Genomic DNA, 23,165 nt, shown 5'->3' with positions numbered 1-23,165 from the left:
GCCCGCCGCAACGGCCCTCGGGCGGGCTCAGGGAGCGGGCAGGGCGGGCCCGGCTGACACCCCCTCGATGGACAGGACCTGGCGGCCTGATCTCAGCCCGGCCCAGCCGCCGGCGACCGGCCGGAGCTCGTCGACCTGCTGCGCCCCTGGATACGGAACGACACGGGCGATCTCGACGACATCGCCCGCCACCGGCCCCGCTCGGCGCACCACGGCGTCGAGCGCGGCGGGGGCGATCCCGTGCTGCGGCGGGAACGGCGACGTCCACAGATCGGCGGCGGTCACGGCGGGCAGCCGGTCTCCCGCGCCGAGCACCAGCCCCGACCAGGCCAGCCGCCCGCCAGAAGCAGCCACGCCGCGCGTGACCGATGGCGGCACGGACGGCGGAGGCGCCGGCGGCGACGACCGGTAGAGCAGTCGCATCGACCCGGCCGTCTCCCCGGTCTCGGCCGTGATCGTGACCTGGACGCTCCAGCCTTCCTCCAGGGTCTCGCCCAGCGCCCGGGTGGTGAACCGGCTCCCGTCCGGGGCCAGGACCAGCGCGGACAGCCGGACCTGCACGTCCCGCACCTCGACCAGGTGCTGCGGCGGCCGGTCCGGCGGCACGACCCAGTCGGCGACCGAGCACGCCTGCTCGATCAGCACCGAGATCGGCAACGCGGCACGCCCGTCCACGGTGAACTCGTTCAGGCACGGATGAGAGCCCGGCGTGTGGATCACGCTGCTGCGTAGCCGGCGAGACGGTTCGAACAGCTCGACGGAGCCCAGGAAATGCGCGAGCCCGTGCAACCTGGGCAGATCCGGATGCCCGGTGAAGAGCCGGAAGCCGCGTAGCTGAGTGGGCACCAGCATGCTGCCCACCTGGCCGATGAACATGACCTCCCCGGTGTGGCCGGAGCGCAGCTCGCGGATCCATCGCCGGACTCCCTCGGCCGGATCGATGGTGGACACGTAGCGGACCGCCGCGTCGTAGTTGGCGATGACCCCGAGCCGCTCCCAGGTCGGCCAGCACAACGTCTGCGCGGGCAGCCCGAGCGTGTTGCGCGCCCAGAACCCGAGTCTGGACAGAGCCTCGTTGCCCGCCGCGTAGTCGATCTGCCCGATCATGCCGCCCATGCGTCCGGCCAGCGAGCCGACGTTGCAGAACACCTTGAGCGTGTCCCGCCTCCCGGGAGTGTGGAGCACCGCGCGGGTGAGGTTGGCGAAGCCCGTCACCTTCACGTCGACCGTTCGCACCACGTCTTCCGGGGTCTTGTTGTCGAGCCTGGTCGGCACGTCGATGCCCGCGTTGTGGACGATCACGCTGGGATCGGGGATGCGGGCGAACAGCGCGTCGACCTGTTCCGGCCGCACGCAGTCGCACGGCTCGTACGTGATGCGCAGGCCGTCCCGCCGGGCCGCTGCCAGGTTCGCGCCGACCTGCCGCAGCTCGGCCTCGCGTTTGAGCGCGGCGCGTACATTCCGGAGTTCCCTGGCGGTGCGGGCGGACCGCACTCTGGCCCGGCAGTGCTCGGAGTAGTCCGCGTCGTCCATGGTCAGCCAGCCGGCGTCGGCCGGAAGCTCGTCGCGGCCGGTCACCACGACCTGGCAGCCGGCCTCCTTGGCGAGCCCGCGGGCCAGGGCGAAGCCGACGCCACGGGCGCCCCCCGAGATCAGCACCACGTCGTCGGACCCGAGCTCGACGCGGGGCGGCGATTCCGGGCTCGGCCGCGCGTTCAAGGCGTGGCGGACTCCCTGCCGGTAGCCGATCTCGAACAGGTCCCAGGCCGCCAGCTCGGCCGTCAGCAGCTCGGCCAGGCGGGCCGGGTCTACGGCGTCGACGTCCAGGACTTTCACCGCGAGGTTGGGCAGCTCGCGGGGCAGGCACTTGGCGAAGCCGGCCCAGATTCCGCCCAGCGGGGAGTCGATCGCCCCGTCGTGGTAACCCATCAGCCCGCCCATGGCGGTGACGGCGACGTAGCAGTACCGGTCGGCGCGGGGGTCGGCTCCCCAGGCACCGTATCTGCGCTGCACCATCCGGGTCGTCCTGGCCAGTGCGTCCCGCCATTCCCCGCCGTCGAACCGGTAGGGGACGCCCACGACGTTCAGGTCGATGATCCCGTCCCAGTCGTCCCGCTCGGGTTCGCGGCCGGGCACGCAGAGGTCCGCGCCGAGCGCGCGCGCCACCTCCGCGGCCAGCTCCGCGTCGGAGCCGATGACCAGCAGCCGCCGCGCCACAGGGGAGGGAGGCGGAAGCGGGTGCGGTACGGGCTCCCAGATCATGCGACGGACCGGCCGGACGAAGGAGGTGGTGTCGAAGGACACCAGGTGCGGGCGGACCGGCGCGGCGGCCGTCATGTCCGCTCCTGCACGACCGCGGGGATCCCGCCGCTGGGGAACAGAGTCACGTAGTGCCCGCTGCGCACCGTGTGCGCACCCGACAGCCGCAGCCGGTAGCGCTGCGACAGGATGGCCACCGCGGTCACCAGCGTGGCCATCGCCAGCCCCTTGCCGATGCACATGCGCCGCCCGCCGCCGAACGGCAGGAAGGCGTACTTGTGCCGCTTGCCCTGGGTGTCGTCGAGGAAACGCCGGGGATCGTAGGCCTCCGGGTCGGACCAGTGCTCCGGTGAGCGGTGCGTGCCGTACACGCTGAGCAGGACCGTCGTCCCCGCCGGCACCGTGCGGCCGGCCAGGCAGTCCGGCTCGACGGCGTCGCGCGGGAACTGCCAGACCGGCGGGTGCAGCCGGAGTGCCTCGTTGATCGCGGCCGTGGTCTGCACCAGTTCGCCCAGCTGGTCGGGTGCGGGCGCCTGGCCCGCGAGCACCTCGTCGACCTCGCGCTCGACGGCGCGGCGGGCCTGCGGGTGCCTGGCCAGTTCGTACATGGTCCAGGCGAGCGCCTGGCCGGTGGTGTCGGAGCCGGCCAGCAGCAGGGTGCGGAGGTTGTCCGACACCTCCGCCTCGGAAAGGCCGGCGCCGAGCAGCTGCCCGGCGGCGTCGGAGCCGTACTCGCCGCTGGCGCGGCGCGAGCTGATCACCCGGTGGATGATGCCGTCGAGCACCCGGTCCGCCCACTTCCGGTCGCGGTGATACCGGGTCGGCACGAAGGAGGGGATCATGGCGGGCAGGCCCATGATCGTGCGGGTGAAGATGACCTTGTTGGCGATCGCGGCGGCTCGCGCGTAGTCGGTGCCCGACAGGTCCTGGCTGATCAGCGCCATGCCCAGGACCCTGGCGGCGATGTCCATCAGGTCGGGTGCCACGTCCACGACGTCGCCGGACTTCGCGTGCGCCGTCCAACGGCGGACGACCTCCTCGGTGGCGCCGACGGCCTCGCGCGCGTTGCTCCGCACGAGCTGCAGGCTGAACGCGGGCTGGACGGCCTTGCGCGGCGCGCGCCACTGGTCGGTGTCGAGCGTCAGCAGGCCGGAGCCCATGACGCCGGAGAATCCGCGGTAGAGCTTGCCCCGTACGTAGTTGTCCGGGTTGGTACGCAGCACCCGCTCGATCGCCTCCGGCTCGGTGACCTGCACGAACGGGATGGGCAGCTTGACCGACACCAGCGAGTCGCGTTCCTGCATGCGCAGGGTGTAGGCCAGCGGGTCCTTGAAGTAGGGGATGGCGTCACCGATCACCGGCAGCCCGGCCGGGCCGTGGGCGACAGGGCAGGTTCCTTGGCGGGTCATGAGCGCTCCTGGCGGTCGAATCGTTCCCTGTCGAGGTATTGGCCGGTCTCCTGGTCCACGTAGCCGACGATGGCGCCCGTGATGTCCTTCACCTGGAGCAGCACTTCGCCGTCGGCGGCCACCGCGATCGCCCGGTTCTCCGGCTCGGGATCCTCCAGGTCGAGGTCGACGGGGGTGACGTAGAGCTCGACCGGTTCGGTCAGCGCGGCGAGCGTCAGGTCGGTGTGGCCGCCGTACAGGTCGATCCGGCGGACCGTGCGCGGGATCGCGACGGGCGTCCAGCGGTCCGCGACGGTGTGGAGGACGGCCACGCGCACCAGACCGTCGAGCGTGACGGAGGGGACCAGCAGGTCGGGGAACCAGCGTCGCAGCGCTGGCGCGTCGAGCGCGAGCCGGCCTCGCCGTCCCAGCGGATGCTCCCGGGTGCCGGTGGTCGACCGGAACACCTCGCGCAGGAGCACGTCCGACCCGGGCGCGTGGTAGGGGTCACGGAGGGGCCTGCTGCCGTGCTCGTCCCAGTGCGTCCACCTCGGGCCGGGCACGGGAGCGTCGCGCAGCCGTACGGTGACCGAGAAGTGCAGCTTGTCGCGGGCGATGGTCACGCCGTTCGGCGCCACCACGTCGCCCAGCACGCGGACGGCGACCACCGACTCGCGCTCGTCGGTGCGCAGCAGCGTGGCGGTGAGCCGTTTGACCTCGGGCCGGTCCTTCCGGTAGATCCGCAGGAACGACTCCAGCCGCAGGTCCTCGAAGACGACCGGGACCCGGTTCGGCACCAGCGAGACCGCGGCTTGCGCGGCCAGCTCGGGCACGAACGTGCCGGGCAGGGTCGGATAGCCGCGTACCTGGTGAAACTCCAGATAACCGTCCCTGTCCAGGGTGAACGTGCGCTCCGCGACCAGCTCCGTGGCGTTGCGGCGCAGCACCGTGTCGATGTACGGCAGCGCGCGCGCCTCGCCCATGCAGAAGTCCAGGAACTCCGGCCGGATGCCCCTGACGAGCTCCCGTTCCTTGTCGCCCAGGAACACCGTGGCCGGCGCGTCCCGCACGGCGGTCAGCTCGGTGAGGAAATGGTCGACGCCTTCCTCGGTCGGCATCGGGGTGTACGCGTCGATCTCGGCGAGGAAGGCGCGCATCAGCGGGGTGGCGCCGAGCCCGACGTCGCGCCAGAGCGTCCAGCCGATGGTGAACTCGTTCTCCGCGCTCATCGCGGCCATGTTGAGGAAGTCGTTGGCCGCGGCGTAGTCGGTCTCGCCGCGCTGGCCGGTCAGCCCGATGAACGAGCCGAAGTTGCACCAGCGGCGCGGCTCCCGCCCGCGCAGCGCCTCCTTGAGGTTCAGGTACGTGTGCACCTTGAGGTCACGCACCGTGCGGAAGTCGCCGACGGACTTCGCGGTGACGTCGGAGGCCCGGTTGGTGCCGGCGATGTTGAGCAGGAGGTCGATGGGGCCGTCCACGGAGTCGACGGCGAGCCTGACCGCGTCCGGGTCCCGGAGGTCGCAGCGCAGGTACCGGACCCGCCCGGGCCCGGACAGCCGCTCCAGCTCGGTGAGCGTGTCCCGGACCTGCCGCTGCTCGCGCAGCCGGTCGAACCTGGCGTTCGCCTCGGCCACGCTGACCCGGTCCGGCCCGTTGAGCTGGGCCCTGATGAACGTGCTGCGCTCGGGCAGTTCCCCGGAGTCGTCGGGCAACCGGGAGCTGCCCAGGATCACGATGCGCGGGCGGTAGCGTCCGGCCAGCGCCGTGAGGATCGGCGCGCCGATGCCGCGCGCCCCGCCCGCGGCCACCACCAAGGAGTCCTGGCCCAGCGCCGGCATCCCGGCCTGCACCGCCTCGGCGGGCACCGCTCGCGGGGTGAGCCGGCGCCCGCCGACGTGATAGGTGACCGGGAGGAGCTGGCCGGCGCCCAGCTCGGCGCTCACCGTGGCCAGCACCTCCTCCAGCGGCGCCGCCGCATGCACGGTGGCGAGCACGTTCGTGTCGGGCAGCTCCAGCGCCAGGCTCTTGACCAGGCCCGTGAACAACCCGGTGACGGGCAGCGGCACCCCCGCCTCGGTGACGCCGCCCACCACGCTCACCACGAACGAGCCGCCCGCCAGGCGTGGCGCGCACTCTTTGGCCGTCATGAACGTGCGCTCGTGCAGCGCGAGCAGGTCGCGGACCGGGTCCGACCAGCGGGCCTCGCGCAGGCCGGGATCGGTGGCGTCCACCAGCACCCGTACGTGCCGGGGTGCCTGGCGGTCCTGGTGGGCCAGCGCGGTGCGGAACGCGGCGGAGTTGGTGAGCACGACGGAGTCCGCCGGGATCGCGGGCGGGGCGGAGCGGATGGGCCGGCGTGGCGCGGGCGCCAGCTCGATCACGTGGCGGTCCAGCAGATTGGCCGCCTTCGGCTGCCTGCTCAGCCGGATCACCCGCGGGCTCGCCTGCCGGTCGGCCCTGAGCTCGACCGCCGTCCGGCTCTGCGCGCCGCTCAGGAAGGCGATCAGCTCGCGCCCGCCCTGCGCGCCCAGGAAGTTCGCGCGGGTCATGCGATGGCCTCCAGCATCTCTTCCACGGTGGACTCCACGGACACCTCGGCGAGCACCGGCAGGCCCTCGGCCAGCGCCAGCGACTTCCTGGTGATCGCGAACAGGAACGTCCCCTCGCCGATCTCCCCGCAGCCCAGCAGGCGGCCCCAGGACGTGAGACTGTTGCCGTTGCTCGCGGCGACCAGGACCGCGTCCACGTCGCCGAAGTCCAGGTAGCACTCGGCCACCTCGAAGGCGTCGGCGAGCGAGGCTCCGCCGCCGTCCACGGCGATGTTGAGCCCACGCAGGTCGAAGTAGCTGCACAGCCGGGCGGGGATGACGTTGGGCATCTCGCCGGGGAAGGAGTCCTCGTCCGGCGCGGCGATCAGTCCGGTCACGCGCTCGCGCAGCTCCTGCGCCTTGGGGACGGCCTGGCGGTCGAGCTCGTCGAGGTGGGCGCGGATCGCGTACAGGACCGCGTTCCTGGTGGGCCCGGTGTGGCCCACCACCACTCCGGTGGTACGGCTGTGCCGTTGGCAGAATTCGCGGATCCGGGGGTCCATCCGGTGCATGCACTCGATGATCATGAGCTGGGTGCGGTCGGTCGCCCGGATCGTGGAGGCCGGCAGGCGCAGCCGGGCGAACGGCGGGCTCGGGTAGCCGTCGCCGAAGGAGTTCGGCAGGATGTGCCTGCCCTGCGCCCACTCCGCGACCTGCGCGTTGCTCTCGGCGCCGGGCACGTGCGCCGACCAGCCGACGATCACCATGGGCTCGCCTGTCCTGGCTCCGTAGCCGGCCTTGCCGCGGCGGCCCGGCCGGAACTCCTGGATCAGCAGGTGCGCGTTGGTGCCGCCGAAACCGAAGCCGGACACGGCCACGGTGCGCGGCCGGTCCGGCCGCGCCGGCCAGGGCACGGGTCGCTCGGGGATCTCCAGATTGCACGACTCCAGGCCGAAGCTGTCCGGGGCCGCCGAGAAGCGGTGCTGAGCGGGAATGACCTCGTGCCGCAGCCCCAGCAGAGCGTGGATGACCGACACCACCCCGGCCGCCCAGCCCGTGTGGCCGATCAGGGACTTGTTCGAGGTCACCTGGACCGGATGCGTCCCGGCGTAGGCCGCGCGCAGGCTCAGGAACTCGGCCTCGTCGCCCGCCGGGGTTCCGGTGGCGTGCGCGATCACCCAGTCGACCTCGCCGGCTTCCACGCGCGACTTGTCCAGCGCGCGGGCGACGGCCAGCTCCTGGCCCGCGCTGGACGGCGCGTAGATGGCCTTGCCCTTGCCGTCCGCGGACAGGCCGACCCCGGCGACCAGGCCGTACACGGTGTCACCGTCGGCGAGCGCCCTGGACAGCCGCTTCAGCACCACGGCGCCGGCTCCGTCGGAGAACAGCACGCCGTCGGCGGTCCTGTCGAGCGCGCGCACCTCTCCGCTCCTGGACAACCCGTACAGCTTGGAGAACAGCACCGACCCGCTGGGGACCAGCGCGAACGCCCCGCCGCACACGGCGACGTCGGCCCGGCCGGACAACAGGTCACGCAGTCCCAGGTCGATCGCGTACAACGAGGACGAGCACGCGGTGTCCACCATGAGCAGCCGGGTGTCCGCCGGCAACAGGCCCTCGATGGCGCTGGCGCCGATCCGGTGCGGGAACGGCTGCGATCGGGTGGCGTCACCGTGCCACAGCACGGAGTCGGGGACCTCGCCCAGCTCCTCGCGGATGAGCGCTTCCTGCAGGTGCTGGCTGCCGTCGGGGGTGAAGCCGAAACAGGCGGTGTACGTGTCCCCGTCCCGCCTGGCCACGCCCTCCAGCGCCTGGTGCACGCTGTGCCGCAGCCACACCGTGGTGAAGTCGAGCCCGTCGTCCGGCCGCTCGGCGGCCAGCTTGGGGTGCGGCGTGAAGCCGGTCATGAAGCCCGAGCGGCGCTGGTAGGTCTTGTCGGCGGCGCTCGGGTCGTCGTCGTGGAAGCCCGCCATCGACCAGCGATCCGCCGGGACGTCGACGAACAGCTCCGCGCCCTCCATGAGCAGCGACCAGAAGCCGTCCGGATCGCTGGCCCCCGGAACGGCCAGCCCCATGCCGACCACCGCGACAGGATCCACGTCATGATCGGAATACGTCTCCAGCTCTGGCTCAGGCTCCGGTTCTGGTTGCGGCGCCGGTTCTGGTTGTGGCTCCGGTTCTGGTTGCGGCGCCGGTTCTGGTTGTGGCGCCGGTACTGGTTGCGGCGCCGGCTCTGGTTTCTGCTCCGGGTCTGGGGACGTGGCGCGGCGCTGCAACGACATGCCGCCGTCCGCCACCACGGTCTGCCCGGTGATCCATCCCGCGCCGGGAGAGGCCAGCAGCAGGACCAGGTCGGCCAGGTCGTCCGGGGTGGCCAGCCGCCCCAGCGGGGTGGCCGCCACCAGGTTGGCGCTCACCGACTCGAACCCCGGGAACATGCGGCCGACCGGATTGTCCATGAGCGCGACGGAGGCGGTGTTCACCCGGATGCCGTCCGGGGCGAACTCCGCCGCCAGGTAGCGGGTCAGCGCCTCCAGAGCCGCCTTGGACAGCCCGATCGGCAGGTAGTTGGCCGGGGCGTAAGACGCGCCGAGCGAGGAGACGTTGACGATGCAGCCCGCGCCGGATCGGGCCAGCAGCGGGCGGGCCGCCCTTGCGCACCAGAGCGCGCCCTTGACGTTGACCTCGAACGCCTGGTCCAGGTGCTCCTCCGCGAGCTCGTCCCAGGCGGTGAACGTCCCGCCCGCGGCGTTGTTCACCAGCAGGTCCAGCCGTCCGTGGGTGGCGCCGACCTGGTCGAACATGCGCCGTACCTGATCCGGCTTGGCCACTGACGCCCTGATCACCTCGACGCCGTCGCCCAGCTCGGCCGCGAGGGTCCTGGCCTCGTCGTAGGAGTGGAAGCAGTTGATGATCACCCTGGCGCCGGACTCGGCGAGCGAGCGTACGATGCGCGCGCCCACGCTGCCCGCGCCGCCGGTGACGAGGGCGACGCGGCCCTGGAAGCCCGTCATGTCGTGCCCGCCCTGGCCAGCGAGTCGAGGACGAAGTCCACCACCTGGCCGAACGTCCGGTAATCGGCCATCCGCATGTCGTCAGGCGGCGGGCCCAGCTCGAACAGCACGCCGAGCCTGCCCATCAGCTCCACCCGCTTGACCGAGTCGACGCCGAGGTCGGCCTCCAACTCGGCGCCGTCCTCGAAGACCTCCTCCGGGTACTCCAGCGTGGTGGCGTAGAGGTCACGCACCCGTACGGCGACCGTCTCCCTCGACGTGGGCCCTGCGGGTGTCTCCGCCGGCGGCATCGGCGCAGAGGGCGCGCTCGTGTCCTGCGGCGGGACCGGGGCGGGAGACGTGCCCGGCTCCGGTGTCACTGCGGGAGGCATGCTCGGCTCCGGTGCCACTGCGGGAGGCATGCTCGGCTCCGGTGCCACGGCGGCGGGCGCGGGCGGGTACGCCATGGTCGTGCCGGTGTGCCGGACCGTTCGTGGCTCGGCGGCGGGAGCCAGGAACTGGCCGGTCTCGCGGAGCGTGTCCAGGTCCGGCAGCAGCGGCGTGTGCACGGAGGCGGACGACTCGATCGAGCGGACCCGGGACGTCAGCGCGCGTCCCGCGCCCACCTCCACCCACACGCCGGCGCCCGAGCGATGCAGCCGCTCCACGGCGGGTCCGAACCGCACCGGCGTGACGAGGTGGGAGGCGAGCAGTTCGCCGAGGTCGTCGGAATCACGGTAGTAGCGGCCGAGAACAGGGGAGAAGACGGGAATGCGCAGGCCCCTCCGGCCGTATCCGCTGAGCCGGCGGGCGAGCTCCTGCCGCGCCTGGGCGAGCAGCGGGCTGTGGAACGGATGCGGCGAGTGCAGTGTGGTCGACGGCAGCCCGATCGCGGTGGCGATCGTCGCCGTGCGGCGCAGCGCGTCCGCCCGCCCCGAGACCACCGTCTGCGCCGGCCCGTTGTCCACCGCGATCACGGCGCCGGAGGTCGGCAGCAGGTCGAGGATCTGCTGGGCCCGGTCGGGCTCGCAGCCCAGCGCCAGCAGCCCGCCGCCGCTGGTGTCGTGCTCGCGCAGCACGGTGATCCGGTGGCAGAGGATCTCCGCGCCCTCGGCGACGTCCAGCGCGCCACCGGCGACCAGCGCCGCGATTTCGCCGAGACTGTGCCCGACGAGCACGCTGAACCGCGCTCCCTGATCGGAGAGCGCACGAAAGGCGGCGACCGAAGTGGCGAAAACAGCCAGCTGGAGCACGTCCGGCGCCGCTTCGACCAATTGATCGACGGAATCATCGGAAAAGGCCCGGCTCAGGCCTTTTCCGAGAATGCCGTCGGCCACCGTGTCAATGGTTTCGATCACCTTGGCGGTGCCGGGATCATGTGCGCGTAGCCGTGGCAGAGCGCCCGGCAGATAGGCTCCCTGACCCGGGAAAAGACCCACAACAATTTCGACGGAGCTCAGCATTCCGGTCCCCCTCAGAGCACGGTGTCGGCAAAATTCCCATTCCTGGGATTCGCGTTGAATATTCCGCGTGCGAGCTCGATGAAGCCAAGGTAACCGCGTCACATGCATCGCGGACACCCCTAAAGCAAGTGTGAAGTCAGGGGTGATCGCAAAGCCGAGAAATGGACCTCGGGCCCACGAAGAGCCAACCTGCGGGTTTGGGGCGGCCCGCACGACTGCGGTGGCCGTCTCCTGGCCGATGGGGCGGATCTTGATGTCGGCCTTGCCCGGCCTGAGGATCTGTCACGGAGCAGGGCGGTGGGGGAGGGGTTGTTGGTGATCCTTGAGGAATTGCCAAGGATCACGCGTCAGGCGATCATCGCTAGGCTGCGACGATGGAACGAGTAACCGACGTGCCCGAGAATGGCGCCATAGGGCATCCTTCCTGGGTTTCGCCCGCAACCCAGCCTGCGGATCCCGACCAGGTGAACGACTACGACGGTTTCGCCGAGGCGTACTCGGCGGAAACCGAGAACAACATCCTGAACGAGTACTGGGCGCGGTACTCGATCCTGGCCCTCGTCGGAGACGTGGCCGGTCGCCGGATCCTGGACGCCGGCTGCGGCTCAGGACCCCTGTCCGCCGCGCTGCGCGACCGCGGTGCCGTCGTCACCGCCATCGACTCCAGCGCCGGGATGCTGGCGTTGGCTCGGCAGCGGCTCGGTGACGACGCGAACCTGCAGGTGGCCGACCTGAGCGATCCCCTGCCGTTCGCCGACGGCGCGTTCGACGACGTGGTCGCGTCGCTGGTGCTGCACTACCTGGAGGACTGGGGGCCGGCACTGGCCGAGATACGGCGAGTGCTCAGGCCCGGCGGCCGGCTGATCGCGTCGGTGAACCACCCTTTCGTGGAGCACGTGAGCCAGACTCCTCCTCGGCGCAGCTATTTCGCGACCACCAGCCATACCGACGAGTGGACGTTCGACGGGAAGTCCTTCCCGATGACCTTCTGGCGCAGGCCGTTGCACGCGATGACCGACGCCTTCACCGCCGCCGGCTTCCGCCTTGCCGTCATCAGCGAGCCGCAGCCCGACCCGGCCGCCCGTGAGCTGTTCCCGGACGACTTCCAGGACTTCGCGGACAAGCTTGCCTTCCTGGTCTTCGTCGTCGAGGCACCGCCGTCGGATGCCGGCTCGGACGGCTAGCTGACCGCGCCGAAAGAGTGAGCGTGTCCGAGTCGCTGTTGATGACGTACGCGGTGGCCCCGTTCGGGGTGAGGGCGACGCCCCGAGGAACTTGCCGTCGGCGTCCCCGAGCGGGCGGAGGACCGCCCTCGGGCCGATCGCCAGGGAGGAAACGTCGCCGGAGGGCTTCGCGTCTGCGGCACGGAATCCGCGCGACCGGGGACGGCGCACGACGAGCGAAGGCTGCGACGTCGCCGGTACGGGCGGCAACGTCGTCGAAGACGGCCGGCCCCTCGTTTCCTCGACCGGCCCTCGCACCGTTCAGGGCCTCGCGAGGCGGCCTGCCCGAGAACACACCATGGGCCCGCCGGCTGATGCCGGCGAGCCCACGGTGAATGTATGCGTACCGGTGTGCGTGTCGCCTCTCGGCGAAAGGCGCAACGCGGCTCCAGCCGAACGGTAGTCCGCGAAGGCAATAGGTGAGGCCCGGGGACACTGGGCACACCGGCCACGACAGATGTAACCATCCAGCGGCGCTGGATGTTCCCCTCCTTGCGAGGGGCACGGAGTCCCCTTCTTCGGGGATCAGGCAACGGCGCCATGATCCTGCTGTTCGGCGTCTTCCGCGGCTACCGGGTGTCGGTGAGGCGCAAGACGCCGAGCATGTCGGAGTAGCGCGGATCGCTGCCCGAAGGGTAGAAGGACGCCTCGGCGCCCACCCAGCCGTGGAAGCCGCCGTCGTCGTCGAGGATCTGCAGCAGCGGCTTGACGTGGGAGTTGCCGGTGTAGCAGAACTCGCCGCGCTCCCTGGCCAGGCACGTACACCAGTGCCAGAGCGTGTCGCGCCGGTCGTCGCTGGAGACCTTGACCAGGTAGTACTGGATCGAGCTGTCATTGGTGGCCGTGCCGCCGCCGTAGTTGGGGCAGCCGCCGCTCGCCTGGCACGCGCTCGCCGACGACGGCTGGGCGTAGGTCAGGCACCAGGTCGTCGTCGCGCACGTGCGATAGGCCGTGTTGGTGAACACCTGCCCGGTCGAGGTGGTCACGTTCTCCTTCGTCCAGGACGCGAGATCCTGCTTGAGCGTCCCGGGGAAGGCTTGCACGGTGCTCATCGCCCGGCGCGTGGACAGCGCCGCGTTGCTGCCGTAGCCGTAGGCGTGGGTGGCGAAGGTGTTGTACTTGTTTTCCAGCCGGACGAGCGTGCCGTCGCTGTTGGGCCGCAGGTACCACTGTTCGGACCAGTCCTGGGCGAAGTTCCACGTGATGTTCAGGACATCGCCGGCGACGCCGAAGGTCCCGGTGCGCGACTCGGGCGGGGAGCTCATGAACCCGCCCGCCGTCAGAACCTCGCAGTGGCGGGCGCGGGTGTGGCCGACCGCGCCGCTGACGGTCGAGCAACTGTCGAGGTCGGGTGTGGTGCCGGTACCCTCGCGGGCGGCGGGGGCGGTCTGCCGCCACAGGTACGTGCGCGCCGTGACGGTGCCGTCGGTCGCGAACTGGTACGTGCCCAGACGCACCCAGTTGTCCCGGACGTCGGCGCGCAGCCGGCCCAGGGTGACGACGTAGTTGGCCTTGCCGCCGGGGAGGTCGGTGGCGTAGGCAGGGGCCGGGAGCAGCGGTAACAGCAGCAGGACGACGGCAAGGAATCGCATCATGGGCTCCAGATTTCGGCCAAGTCCGAAATGCTCTCTTGAGGCAGAGAATAGCCTCTCCTTGACTTCCGGTCATGACCCTTATTTGCACCCTCCTTCCTGCAGGGCTCGTGGGTCTGCTCCCGCCGCTAATGTCATCGGCGCCTGGCCCGGGAAACCCCTCGTGGGGTTATCCGCGCATCAGCGAGGAGCCGGCGGCCGAGCTTGTCATACCTGTACGGCATGCTGTCCTTGATCATCAACTGCCGCTTGGACGATGGAAGGGCACCATGGCGCGACTGCTCCGTAGCATCGAGGACGAGTTATACGTGGAGTACGGAGAACTCGGTCTCGCGGACATCGATCTTCCCGCGATCAGCAGCCCAGACCCGGAGGATTACCACTACATCGCCGCCGTCCGCATGGAGGCATGGGACGCCGAGCCACCAGGCGTCGATGACTCATGGACGCAAGTCGATCAGCCGACATTCGTGGCTGACAGCGGAGTGACCCACCTGGTTTCCATGATGGACGGGCGAGGCCACGACTTCCTCATCGGCCCGCCGTACTTCCAGTACGGACTGACCGCGCACGTGCGAGCGGTCGACGCGCGGGGTGAGGACGCCCCCGACCTGCGATGGCTGTTGCGGTTCTGGCCCATCCGCGATGTTTTCGACCCTCTCATTCATATGCGGGCGATGGAGCGCTTCATCCGGATGCCCAAGGAGTACGTGCCGTTGCCACTCCCGCCCGAGATGCTGCCTCCGCCGCTGGAGCCCCGCCAAGCACTCGTCCCCGTTTCCACGGCGCAGGAGTGGGCCGCCATGCAGCCCGGGGAGTTCGGTGACCGGCTTCGGCGGTTGGAGGAACGGCTCGCCGAGACGGGCGTCACGGTCCACGACTGGCTTCGGGAGCAGGGCGCCGACGTCTCCGACGACACGCCCATCACCGAGGACGTCTTCGACGGCCTCAAGGACCGGCCGGGACGCTTCCGCGATCCCTACGTCGATCGCTACTTCGACCGGACTGGGCAGATGTTCGGGCTGCCGCACGGCTTCGACGGCTGGGAACCGCACGTCCAGGAGGAGCGCCTGCGCGAACTCGCCGACGACGAACGCATCGCCAAGGACCTGAACCCCCGACGCGCCCGCGAGTTCTCCATGCCCTACCACCAGCGCGGAGTCGAGAGCCTCCAACCCGGGAGCACCCGGCGCCTCTGGCGATGGGAAGACGAGATCATCGACGGCCTGCCGTTCGACGAGAGCCTCGTGGTCGGCCGGCAGGTTCATGCCCGCGACCCCTACACCCGGCAGATCTACGCGTCGGGCATCGTCACGATTCTCCGCCCCGAACGGTACAACGGCCGGGCGAACTGGTACGTCGTGCGAGACGCGGAGCCGCACGAGGCCGCACGCGTCCTGTGCTCTGAGGCGACGTGGCTCGATCCAGACGGTCAACAGTGATCAAAGGCCCCATGGAAGAGGGAGCCGGCTCCTCGGGGAGTCGGCTCCGTTTCGGCCGGACGAATGCCAGGACGTACCCGACCGGTGCAGCAGGCATTCCCTTGCCGTCACCGGTCACCACCGCGATCCTGCCCTGCCGAGGCACGATCCGCGGCGTTGACCGGTGACGGCGATCAACGCTTTCGTCTAAAGGTCGTTCCTGGTGAGCCAGGTCAGGCAGGCGTCGGCGACCTCACGCCAGCCGTGGTCGATGGTCAGGGAGTGGCCGCGGTCGGGGAACTCCTGGAAGTCGGTGATCGCGGTGGAGTCCCGGTACTGCTTGAGGGTCGCCTTGGTGACGGTCTCGGGGACAGTGTGGTCCTTGCCGCCGGCGATCAGGAGCAGCGGCCCCCGGGCGTTGTTGCCGGTGTCGACCTTGGCGGGCGAGTGGGGGGAGAAGTTGGCGGCGGCGGCCTCGAACAGCGGCTTGCCCGGCGCGGGGATGGTCCAGCGTTCGTACAGTTCGGCGGCCTCCTCAGCCGGGATGGCGTTGCCGAACGCGTAGGTGAACTGGTCGAGGGTGAGGGAGACGGCCCGGTGCTTGTTGGCCGGGTTCTTGAACACCGGCAGGGTCGAGCGCAGCGCCGACAGCGGCAGCGGCAGCACTCCCTTGATCTGTGCGGCGTCGATCGCGATCGCGGCCCTGGCCAGGTCCTGCCCGAGCAGCTTCTCGGCGATCATGCCGCCGAAGGAGTGGCCGATCAGGATCGGCTTGACGTCCAGAGCGTTGATGATCTCCGTGTAGTGGGCGACGACGTCGTCGATGCCGTGGTCGGCGATGCTGTCGGGGTCCTTTCTGGACAGTTCGACGGTTTCGCTGTCCCCCGGCCAGCCGGGGGCCGTCGCGTCGTAGCCGGCGGTCGTGAACAGCTCGGTCCAGGAGGACCAGGAGGTGGCGTGTAGCCACAGGCCGTGGATGAAGATGACGGGAATGGTCGGTGCGGTCATCGGTGGCTCCTCAGGAACACGGCTGTCATGCCGGATGGATGTGCTGGACGGCCTGGGTTGCGGTGGCGGCGGCGCGGATGTGGCCGGCCACGGCTGCCGGTTGCGACAGCGCGATCGCGTGTGACGCGTCGACCTCGATGGTGTCGGCCCCGGCGCGTTGGGCCATGAAACGCTGTGCGGCGGGATGGATCGCCTGGTCGGCGGTCGCCACGACGTACCAGGACGGCAGGGTCTTCCAGCTCGCGGCGGGAGAGCTCTCCTCGAACGCCACGGCCGCGATGGGGCGCTGCGCGGCGGCCGCCACCGAGGTGAGGCGCCGGGGCAGGTCGGCGGCGAACACCGCGGGAAACTGGTCGTCCTTGAGATACAGCTCCACGGCCTCCTCTCCATCGCCCGTGCGGAAGACGGCCGGCCGCAGCGCCGGGCCCAGCAGGCTGTCGGGGAAGCGGCCCGTGACGTCCAGCACGCTCTCCCCTTCCTCCAGGGCGAAAGCGGTCACGTAGACCAGCCCGATCACGTTGCCCGGCTGGGCTCCTGCCCGGGTGATGACCACACCGCCGTAGGAGTGACCCACCAGCAGGACCGGACCGTCGATCGCGGCGACGACGCCGGCGAGGTAGGCGGCGTCGGTGGCCGGTCCGCGCAGCGGGTTGGCCACCGCGGTCACGGGGATCCCGGAAGCCTGGAGCTCGGCGATCACGCCCGCCCAGCTCGACGCGTCCGTGAAGGCGCCGTGAACCAGTACGACGGTCGGCGTGCTGCCGTTTCTGAAGGATCTCCCTGTGGTCATGGCCTCACCGTAGGAAGCCCCTTGCGCGCCTCGCGAGCGTCACATGACTGCGTCACCGAGCGTCACACGCGCAGGGCCGTGCTCAACGCCGAGCTCAACGCCGATCGCGAGGTGACCCCCAGCTTGGGGAAGATCCTGTAGAGGTGGGAGCTGACGGTTCGATGAGACAGATAGAGCTTCTCGCCGATCTCCCGGTTCGTCAGGCCGTCGGCCGCCATCTGGGCGATCTGGAGTTCCTGCGCGGTCAGCACGTCGCGCGCTTCGCTGCTGCGCCCGCGGCTGCTCTCGCCGGAGGCCCGCAACTCCTGGCGCGCTCGCTCGCTCCAGGGGATCACCCCCAAGGCGTCGAACGTCTCGCGAGCCGTACGCAAGGGCGCGCGCGACTCGGCCGTACGCCGCTGGCGCCGCAGCCATTCACCGTACGCCAGCTGCACCCGAGCCCGTACGAAGGGCCATCGCCGCAGGTCGGCCCCGAGCGCGGCATCGAAGAAGGGCTCTGCTGCCGCCTCATCGGCCAGAACGGCCCGGGCGTAGCGCAGGTCGGCGTGCAAGGACGGCGACGGCGTGGTGAGCGCCACCGCCTCCAGTTCCTCGATGATGCCGGCCACCGCGCGACCTTGACCGCTGTGCACGGCCGCATCTGCGAGTTCGGCCAGGGAAAAGCAGCGCAGCGCCAGGTGGAAGGCCGGATCGGCGGGGTCGTGCATCCGCCGCAGATGGTCGAAGGCGTCGGCGTAACGTCCCTCGCCCAGCGCGGCGAGCCCACGCGCGAGCTGCACCGTGGCCAGCACGGGGCGGGCTCCGATGGGCAGGGCCACCTGCTCGGCCGCCACCGCGAGGCTCTCCACGCGATCCTGCTCGCCGCGCAGCGCGGCGAGCACCGCGCCCGAGGCCTGAGCGATGGCGTGCATCAGCGGCTGGGACGTCTCGTGCGCCAGACGGGCGGCCTCCTCGGCCGCGGGGATGGCCACGCTCAGGTCGGCCAGCCGGGCCGCGCTCCACGCCTGTGCCCCGAGGTCTCGTGTCAGAAGGCTGAGCCGGCCCTGCGCGCGCAGGGCCGGCAGCGACGCGGCGCAGAACTCCTCCGACAGGTCGAACGCCCCCACCATCAACGCCGAACTGCCGAGCAGGCGGGCCGCCGGTCGCCCGCCGGTCGGGTGGGTGGCCAGATGGCGTAACCGCTCGATCACGACCTTGCCACGCTCGATCGGAGCCGCGAACGCCAGGACCGTCAGCAGTCGTCCGTCCAGATCGTCGACGGGCAGGCCCTCGGCCACGGTGACGACGCGTTGCCGCGACCGCTCGTCAGCATGAGCCCAGAAACATCGCAGGGACGCACTGGACAGGAGTTTCAGCGCGAGATCGACGTCCCCCTGCGCCGCCATCGTCTCGGCGAGATCGGCCAGAGAGTGCGCTGCCGCGCTGTCGTCCCGGATGCCGTCCTGGAAGCTCTCGCGGATCCACACGATACGGGCCTGCTGCTGGGCCGACAGCTGTAGCTGCTCGTCTTCTCCCAGCAGTCGCATGACGATGTCGCGCCGTCCCATCTCGGCCGCGTACTCGGCAGCTCGCACCAGCCGTTCACACCGGTGAGCGGGATTCTCGCTGAGCCTGACCGCGTGCTCCAGGGCCGCGACGGCCGACAACAGGTCGCCCCGACGTCGCACGCTCTTGGCCGTGGTCTCCAGCTCGACGGCGATGCTCTCATCCGGCCTGGGGGTGGATGCCGCGCGGTGCCAGAGGCGACGGTCCGGCCGGCCGGTGAGGACGTCGGCCAAGGCGGCGTGCGCCGCGTGCCTCTGGGAGATGCTCGCTCCCTGGTAGATCGCCGAGCGCATGAGCGGGTGCCGGAACGACACCGCGGCTTCGTGCACGTCGACCAGCCGTGCGGTGACGGCGGGAGCCAGATCTTCTGCCGTGATCGGTACACCGGTGATCAGCGCGGTGGCGTCGAGGGTCTCGGAAAGGGCGGTGCTGTCGTTGAGCGCGGCCACCAGCAGCACGGTCCGAAGGGTCGACGGCAACCCCGACATGCGGGCGGTGAAGGTCTGTTCCAGCCGGGTGGTCAGCGGGAGCCACCCCGGCGGCAGGGGCCCTTTCCTGTCCCGCGCGGCGATCGGCAGCTCGACGAGGGCCAAGGGGTTTCCCGCAGCCTCCCGCAGCACCCGTGTGCGCACCGCCGGCGTCAGGGTGGGGCTGCAGGAGTCCAGCAAGGCGGTCGCGGCGGTGTCATCGAGCCGATCGAGGAGCAACTCCGGCAGCCCTGCCCCGTCAAGGGGACTCTGGAAACCGTCGCGTATCGCGGCCAGCAGCACGATCGGTTCGGAGTCCAGCCGCCGCGCGACGAACGCGAGCACGTCGGCGCTCGCGCGGTCCAGCCGGTGAGCGTCCTCGACGAGGAGCAGGACGGGCGAGCGGGCGGCGGCCTCGCCCAGGAGGTTCAGCGCCGCCAGGGCGATGAGGAACGGGTCCGGCACCCGGGCGTCGGTCAACCCGAACGCCGCTCCCAGCGCGTCGCGCTGCGGGGCGGGCAGTTCCCCGATCTCGGTACGCAGCGGGAGCAACAGCTGATGCAGACCGGCGAAGGGCATGTGCGTCTCTGATTCCACACCGGCCGTCCGCAAGATGCGCATGCCACGCGCGGCCGCGACCCCCGCCGTGTCCAGCAGCAGGGCCGACTTCCCGATCCCGGCCTCGCCGCGCACCAGCATCGCCCCGCCGCTCTTGCGGACGCCGTCCACGAAATCGCCGAGACGCCGCTGTTCGGACTGCCGTCCGAAGAGTGCTATTCCTAGCTGGTTTGCTGGCATATGAAGCCATGGTCGCGTGCGCTCGGGCTCCCGTCCAGCAACGTGGCCTCCGGGTAGGACCGGACCGGTGAGCCGGGGTCAAGGCATCGCCGACGGAGCCGGCAGCCGTGGTCCCGTTGTCAGGTCCGCCAGAGCGCCCGGTACTCGCGTGGCGACATGCCTCTCAGCTCCCGGAAACGGCGGTTGAAGTTGGACAGGTTGGAGAAGCCGCAGTCGGCGGAGATGCCGGAGACGGTGCGGTCGGTCTCCCTCAGCAACCGGCAGGCGGCGTTGACCCGCAGCATGGTGAGGTAGCCGGTGATCGTGGCGCCGGTGGTGCGGCGGAAGAACCGGCTGGCCGAGGCCGGGGCCAGGTGGGCGGCGCGGGCGACGGCTTCGAGCGTGACCGGCCCGGCGTACTCCTCGTTGAGCAGCCGGACGATCGCGTCGATGCGGTCGCGAGTGGCCCCGTTGAGGGAGGGGACGTACCGGTCGCCGGCCAGCGGGCGCGTGTCGGCGCGACGCGACAGCCGGACGAGCGCGTCGATCAGCGCAAGGGTCCGCTCGGGCGGCGGCATCGCGTCGAGGTCGCCGAGGTCCACGGCGTACGGGGGAAAGCTCAGCCCCCGAGCCGAGCGTTCAAGCAGCGCGGCCACGTCGGCGAACTCGGGGCGGTCGAAGAAGTCCCGTCCCAGGAAGTCCCGGCGGAACTGGGCGACGATCGCCTCGTGCCTGCCGTGACCGGGCACCGACTGGTACGTGTGCGGCAGCTGAGGGCCGATCAGGGTCAGGTCGCCGGGACCGTACTCCTCGACGCAGTCGCCCACGAACCGGGTGCCGGTGCCTTGGGTGATCAGGGTCAGTTCGTATTCGCGGTGGAAGTGCCAGGCGAAGCGGAAGTGCGTCGCCTGGCGGACGTACAGCGTCCAAGAGAGCTGGGAGCTGGCCTCGATGTGCTCGTAGAACGCGCGCATAGTGCTCCGTCGTCATGAAAGTATCGGAATCGGTCATCCGTCGCGTGGCTCGAACACCAGGGTGCGGCGAGGCTGGTCGCATGACGATCACACCCCACGATCTCGAGTCCCGGTACGACCTCGACGCCGCCGCGCTGCGGCATTTCGACGACAACGGCTTCGTGAAACTGCCCGGCGTGCTGGACGCGGGGACGATCGCGGCGTACGAACCCGAGATCACCGCGAAGGTCATCGACCTGAACACCCAGCACCTCCCCCTCGCCGAACGCGACACGTACGGCAAGGCGTTCCTCCAGGTCACCAACCTGTGGCGGCACAGCGACCTCGTCCGCGAGTTCGTCTTCTCCCCGCGCCTGGCCCGCATCGCGGCCGAGCTGCTCGGCGTGGACGGCGTCCGGCTCTATCACGACCAGGCGCTGTACAAGGAGCCGGGCGGCGGGTTCACCCCGTGGCACGCCGACCAGTACTACTGGCCGCTGGCCGGCGACCGGACCGTGACGGTCTGGATCCCCCTGCAGGAGACGCCGGCCGAGATGGGGCCGCTGGCCTTCGCCGCCGGCAGCCACCGCTTCGAGTACGGCCGTGACCTGCCCATCAGTGACGAGTCCGAGCGGGAGCTGCAGCGGGCGCTGGCCGAGCGGGACTTCCCGTCGGTCGGGACGCCGTACCGGCTCGGCGAGGTGAGCTACCACCTCGGGTGGACGTTCCACCACGCCGCGCCGAACCGCTCGGACCTCCCGCGCCGGGTCATGACCGTGATCTACATGGACGCCGACATCACGGTCTCCCGGCCGGTCAACGACAACCAGCGGCACGACCTGCGTGCGTGGCTGCCCGGAGCCGAGGTGGGAGCCGTCCCGGACACCCCGCTCAATCCTGTTCTGCACCGGAGAGGGTGACCGGCTCCCCGGGGATGGGACACGGAAACCCTTCTGTCACTGCTTGACGGCGCCGGCGAGTCCGTTCACGAAGAACCGCTGCAGCACCAGGAAGATCGCGATGATGGGGGCGAGCGTGATGACGGACCCGGCGCACAGCAGCGTCCAGTCGGTGGAGTTCTCGCCGATGAAGGCGTACATCCCGACACCCAGGGTGCGCAGCTCGGGACGGGCGAGGGTGAACACGAGCGGGATGAAGAAGCTGTTCCACGCCGAGATGGCGGTGAACAGGCCGACCGTGGCCAGCATCGGACCCGACAACGGGAGCATGATCCGCCAGAAGACCTGGTGGAAGCCGGCCCCGTCCACCCGGGCGGCGTCCTCCAGCGAGTGGTCGATGGCCCGGAAGTAGCCCATGAACAGGAAGGTGCCGAAGACGATCCCGCCCGCGGACTGCACGATGATGATCGACCAGAGGCTGTTGAGCAGGCCGAGCGCGTCCATGATGTCGAAGATCGGGATGATGGTGTAGCCGTGGGGGAGGAAGACCGTCCCCGCGACCACGACCAGGACGAGCCCCTTGCCGGGGAACTCGGTGCGGGCCAGCGTGTAGCCGGCCATGGCGGTGACGAGCAGGGTGATGACCACCGTGGTGACGGTGATGGTGAGGGTGTTGAGGAAGTACTGGCCGAAGGACGCTCCCTGCCAGGCCTGCCCGTAGTTGGCCCACAGCGGCGTGCCGGGCAGCGGGTTCAGGCCGCGGCCGAAGAACTCGTCGGTGCTCTTCAGCGAGCTGCCCAGCGTCCACAGGAACGGGTACAGCCAGGCGATCCCGCCGAGGAGCAGGAACGCGTGTGTCAGCCACGGCGCGCGCCGGGTCATGCGCGACCTCCCCTGCGCTTGACCAGCACCCGCAGGAAGAGCGCCTGGGCCACGGCGAAGACGATGAGCAGCATCCCGTAGAAGAACGACGCCGCCGAGGCCAGGCCGACGTCCCGCTCGACGCCGGTGCCGCCGAACCCGCCGAACGCCAGGTGGTAGACGTAGGTGTTCACGACCTCGGTGGCGAAGTACGGCCCGCCGTTGGTGAGCACCTGCACGAGGTCGAAGACCTGGAACGAGCCGATGACCGACAGCAGGACGATGACGACCCCCACCGACCTGAGCATGGGGACGGTGATGTAGCGGAAGCTCGCGAGGGCGCCCGCGCCGTCGAGCCGCGCCGCCTCGTACAGCTCGTCGGGGATCGTTTGCAGACCGGCCAGGAAATAGACGAGGTTGTAGCCCAGCGTGTGCCAGATCCCGACCCCGATGATGATGATCATCGCGAAACTCGGGTCGCCGAGCCAGTCCACGTATTCGTCCGTGAGGCCGATCGACATCAGCACGTCGTTGACCACGTCGCCGAAATTGGAGAAGAGCAGCTGGACGACCACGCCGACGACCGCGGCCGACGTCACCACCGGAAGGAAGAAGAGCGTCCGGTACAGAGTCCTCCCGCGCAGCCGGCGGTTGTTCAGCACGAGGGCGAGCGCGAGCGCGAGAACGAGCTGGACGGGCACCACGAGCAGCACGTAGAAGAACGTGTTGCGCAGGGCTCCCCAGAAGATGGAGTCCGTCATCACCCGGGCGAAGTTGGCGAGCCCGACGAAGTCGCCGGGCTCGCCGATCCCGTCCCACCGGTAGAAGGTGTAGCCGAGCGACGCGATGATCGGGTAGATCACGAACGCCAGCAGCAGCACCAGCATCGGCAGGACGTACAGGTAGGACCAGCGCGCCGCGGCGATCCGCCGTCGCAGGCGGGAGGCCCTGCCCGCGATCAGCGCGCGGGGCCGGCCGACCAGTTGGATGTCCGTCAT

At 70.4% G+C, this 23,165-nt stretch carries 15 protein-coding genes; 3 read left to right on the top strand and 12 right to left on the bottom strand.

The window, feature by feature from the left end:
* Positions 1-27: 27 nt before the first annotated feature.
* The 5 genes from ACWEPL_RS35580 to ACWEPL_RS35560 are packed head-to-tail and all read right to left on the bottom strand — an operon-like array spanning position 28 to position 10,631.
* Positions 28-2,337: an SDR family NAD(P)-dependent oxidoreductase gene (locus ACWEPL_RS35580; RefSeq protein ID WP_452438805.1), complete on the bottom strand. Its 2,310-nt coding sequence runs from the start codon at positions 2,335-2,337 to the stop codon at positions 28-30.
* Positions 2,334-3,668: a cytochrome P450 gene (locus tag ACWEPL_RS35575; protein WP_452438804.1), complete on the bottom strand. Its 1,335-nt coding sequence runs from the start codon at positions 3,666-3,668 to the stop codon at positions 2,334-2,336. Before ACWEPL_RS35575 ends, ACWEPL_RS35580 begins: the two co-directional genes overlap by 4 nt.
* The gene (locus ACWEPL_RS35570) at positions 3,665-6,196 is read right to left on the bottom strand and encodes a KR domain-containing protein (RefSeq protein WP_452438803.1); all 2,532 of its coding nucleotides are present in this window, start codon (positions 6,194-6,196) and stop codon (positions 3,665-3,667) included. The genes ACWEPL_RS35575 and ACWEPL_RS35570 overlap by 4 nt, the downstream gene beginning before the upstream one ends.
* The gene (locus tag ACWEPL_RS35565; protein ID WP_452438802.1) at positions 6,193-9,189 is read right to left on the bottom strand and encodes an SDR family oxidoreductase; all 2,997 of its coding nucleotides are present in this window, start codon (positions 9,187-9,189) and stop codon (positions 6,193-6,195) included. The genes ACWEPL_RS35570 and ACWEPL_RS35565 overlap by 4 nt, the downstream gene beginning before the upstream one ends.
* Entirely contained in the window at positions 9,186-10,631 is a 1,446-nt protein-coding gene (locus ACWEPL_RS35560) for an acyltransferase domain-containing protein (RefSeq protein WP_452438801.1), read from the bottom strand. Before ACWEPL_RS35560 ends, ACWEPL_RS35565 begins: the two co-directional genes overlap by 4 nt.
* Before the next feature lie 374 nt (positions 10,632-11,005).
* Between ACWEPL_RS35560 and ACWEPL_RS35555 the strand changes: the two genes are divergently transcribed.
* Positions 11,006-11,815 (top strand): class I SAM-dependent methyltransferase, encoded by an 810-nt coding sequence (locus ACWEPL_RS35555; RefSeq protein WP_452438800.1) that lies wholly within the window; start codon positions 11,006-11,008, stop codon positions 11,813-11,815.
* Between the two features lie 608 nt (positions 11,816-12,423).
* Here ACWEPL_RS35555 and ACWEPL_RS35550 read toward each other — a convergent pair.
* Entirely contained in the window at positions 12,424-13,449 is a 1,026-nt protein-coding gene (locus ACWEPL_RS35550; protein ID WP_452438799.1) for a hypothetical protein, read from the bottom strand.
* Positions 13,450-13,715: 266 nt separating this feature from the next.
* Between ACWEPL_RS35550 and ACWEPL_RS35545 the strand changes: the two genes are divergently transcribed.
* Positions 13,716-14,888, top strand: coding sequence for a hypothetical protein (locus ACWEPL_RS35545; protein WP_452438798.1), 1,173 nt, complete (start codon positions 13,716-13,718; stop codon positions 14,886-14,888).
* Between the two features lie 186 nt (positions 14,889-15,074).
* Here ACWEPL_RS35545 and ACWEPL_RS35540 read toward each other — a convergent pair whose 3' ends face one another.
* The 4 genes from ACWEPL_RS35540 to ACWEPL_RS35525 form a co-directional block, all read right to left on the bottom strand.
* Positions 15,075-15,875 carry an alpha/beta hydrolase gene (locus ACWEPL_RS35540; protein WP_363964497.1) on the bottom strand — a complete coding sequence of 267 codons (801 nt, stop codon included), beginning with the start codon at positions 15,873-15,875 and terminating at the stop codon, positions 15,075-15,077.
* A gap of 25 nt (positions 15,876-15,900) precedes the next feature.
* The gene (locus ACWEPL_RS35535) at positions 15,901-16,665 is read right to left on the bottom strand and encodes an alpha/beta fold hydrolase (RefSeq protein WP_452438797.1); all 765 of its coding nucleotides are present in this window, start codon (positions 16,663-16,665) and stop codon (positions 15,901-15,903) included.
* Positions 16,666-16,727: 62 nt separating this feature from the next.
* Positions 16,728-19,475: a helix-turn-helix transcriptional regulator gene (locus ACWEPL_RS35530; RefSeq protein WP_452438796.1), complete on the bottom strand. Its 2,748-nt coding sequence runs from the start codon at positions 19,473-19,475 to the stop codon at positions 16,728-16,730.
* Positions 19,476-19,594: 119 nt separating this feature from the next.
* Positions 19,595-20,428 (bottom strand): AraC family transcriptional regulator, encoded by an 834-nt coding sequence (locus tag ACWEPL_RS35525; RefSeq protein WP_363964502.1) that lies wholly within the window; start codon positions 20,426-20,428, stop codon positions 19,595-19,597.
* An 80-nt stretch (positions 20,429-20,508) separates the two neighbouring features.
* Here ACWEPL_RS35525 and ACWEPL_RS35520 point away from each other — a divergent pair, with 80 nt between their 5' ends.
* The gene (locus tag ACWEPL_RS35520) at positions 20,509-21,327 is read left to right on the top strand and encodes a phytanoyl-CoA dioxygenase family protein (RefSeq protein ID WP_363964504.1); all 819 of its coding nucleotides are present in this window, start codon (positions 20,509-20,511) and stop codon (positions 21,325-21,327) included.
* A gap of 36 nt (positions 21,328-21,363) precedes the next feature.
* Here ACWEPL_RS35520 and ACWEPL_RS35515 read toward each other — a convergent pair whose 3' ends face one another.
* Together ACWEPL_RS35515 and ACWEPL_RS35510 are read right to left on the bottom strand one after the other, a co-directional pair.
* Positions 21,364-22,188: a carbohydrate ABC transporter permease gene (locus ACWEPL_RS35515; protein ID WP_452438795.1), complete on the bottom strand. Its 825-nt coding sequence runs from the start codon at positions 22,186-22,188 to the stop codon at positions 21,364-21,366.
* On the bottom strand, positions 22,185-23,165 hold the full coding sequence (locus ACWEPL_RS35510; RefSeq protein ID WP_350734863.1) for a carbohydrate ABC transporter permease: 981 nt from the start codon (positions 23,163-23,165) through the stop codon (positions 22,185-22,187). Before ACWEPL_RS35510 ends, ACWEPL_RS35515 begins: the two co-directional genes overlap by 4 nt.

This window comes from Nonomuraea sp. NPDC004186, assembly GCF_053603495.1.
The sequence above is the reverse complement of the archived record's forward strand: the minus strand, read 5'-3'. Positions and strand labels throughout refer to the sequence as shown.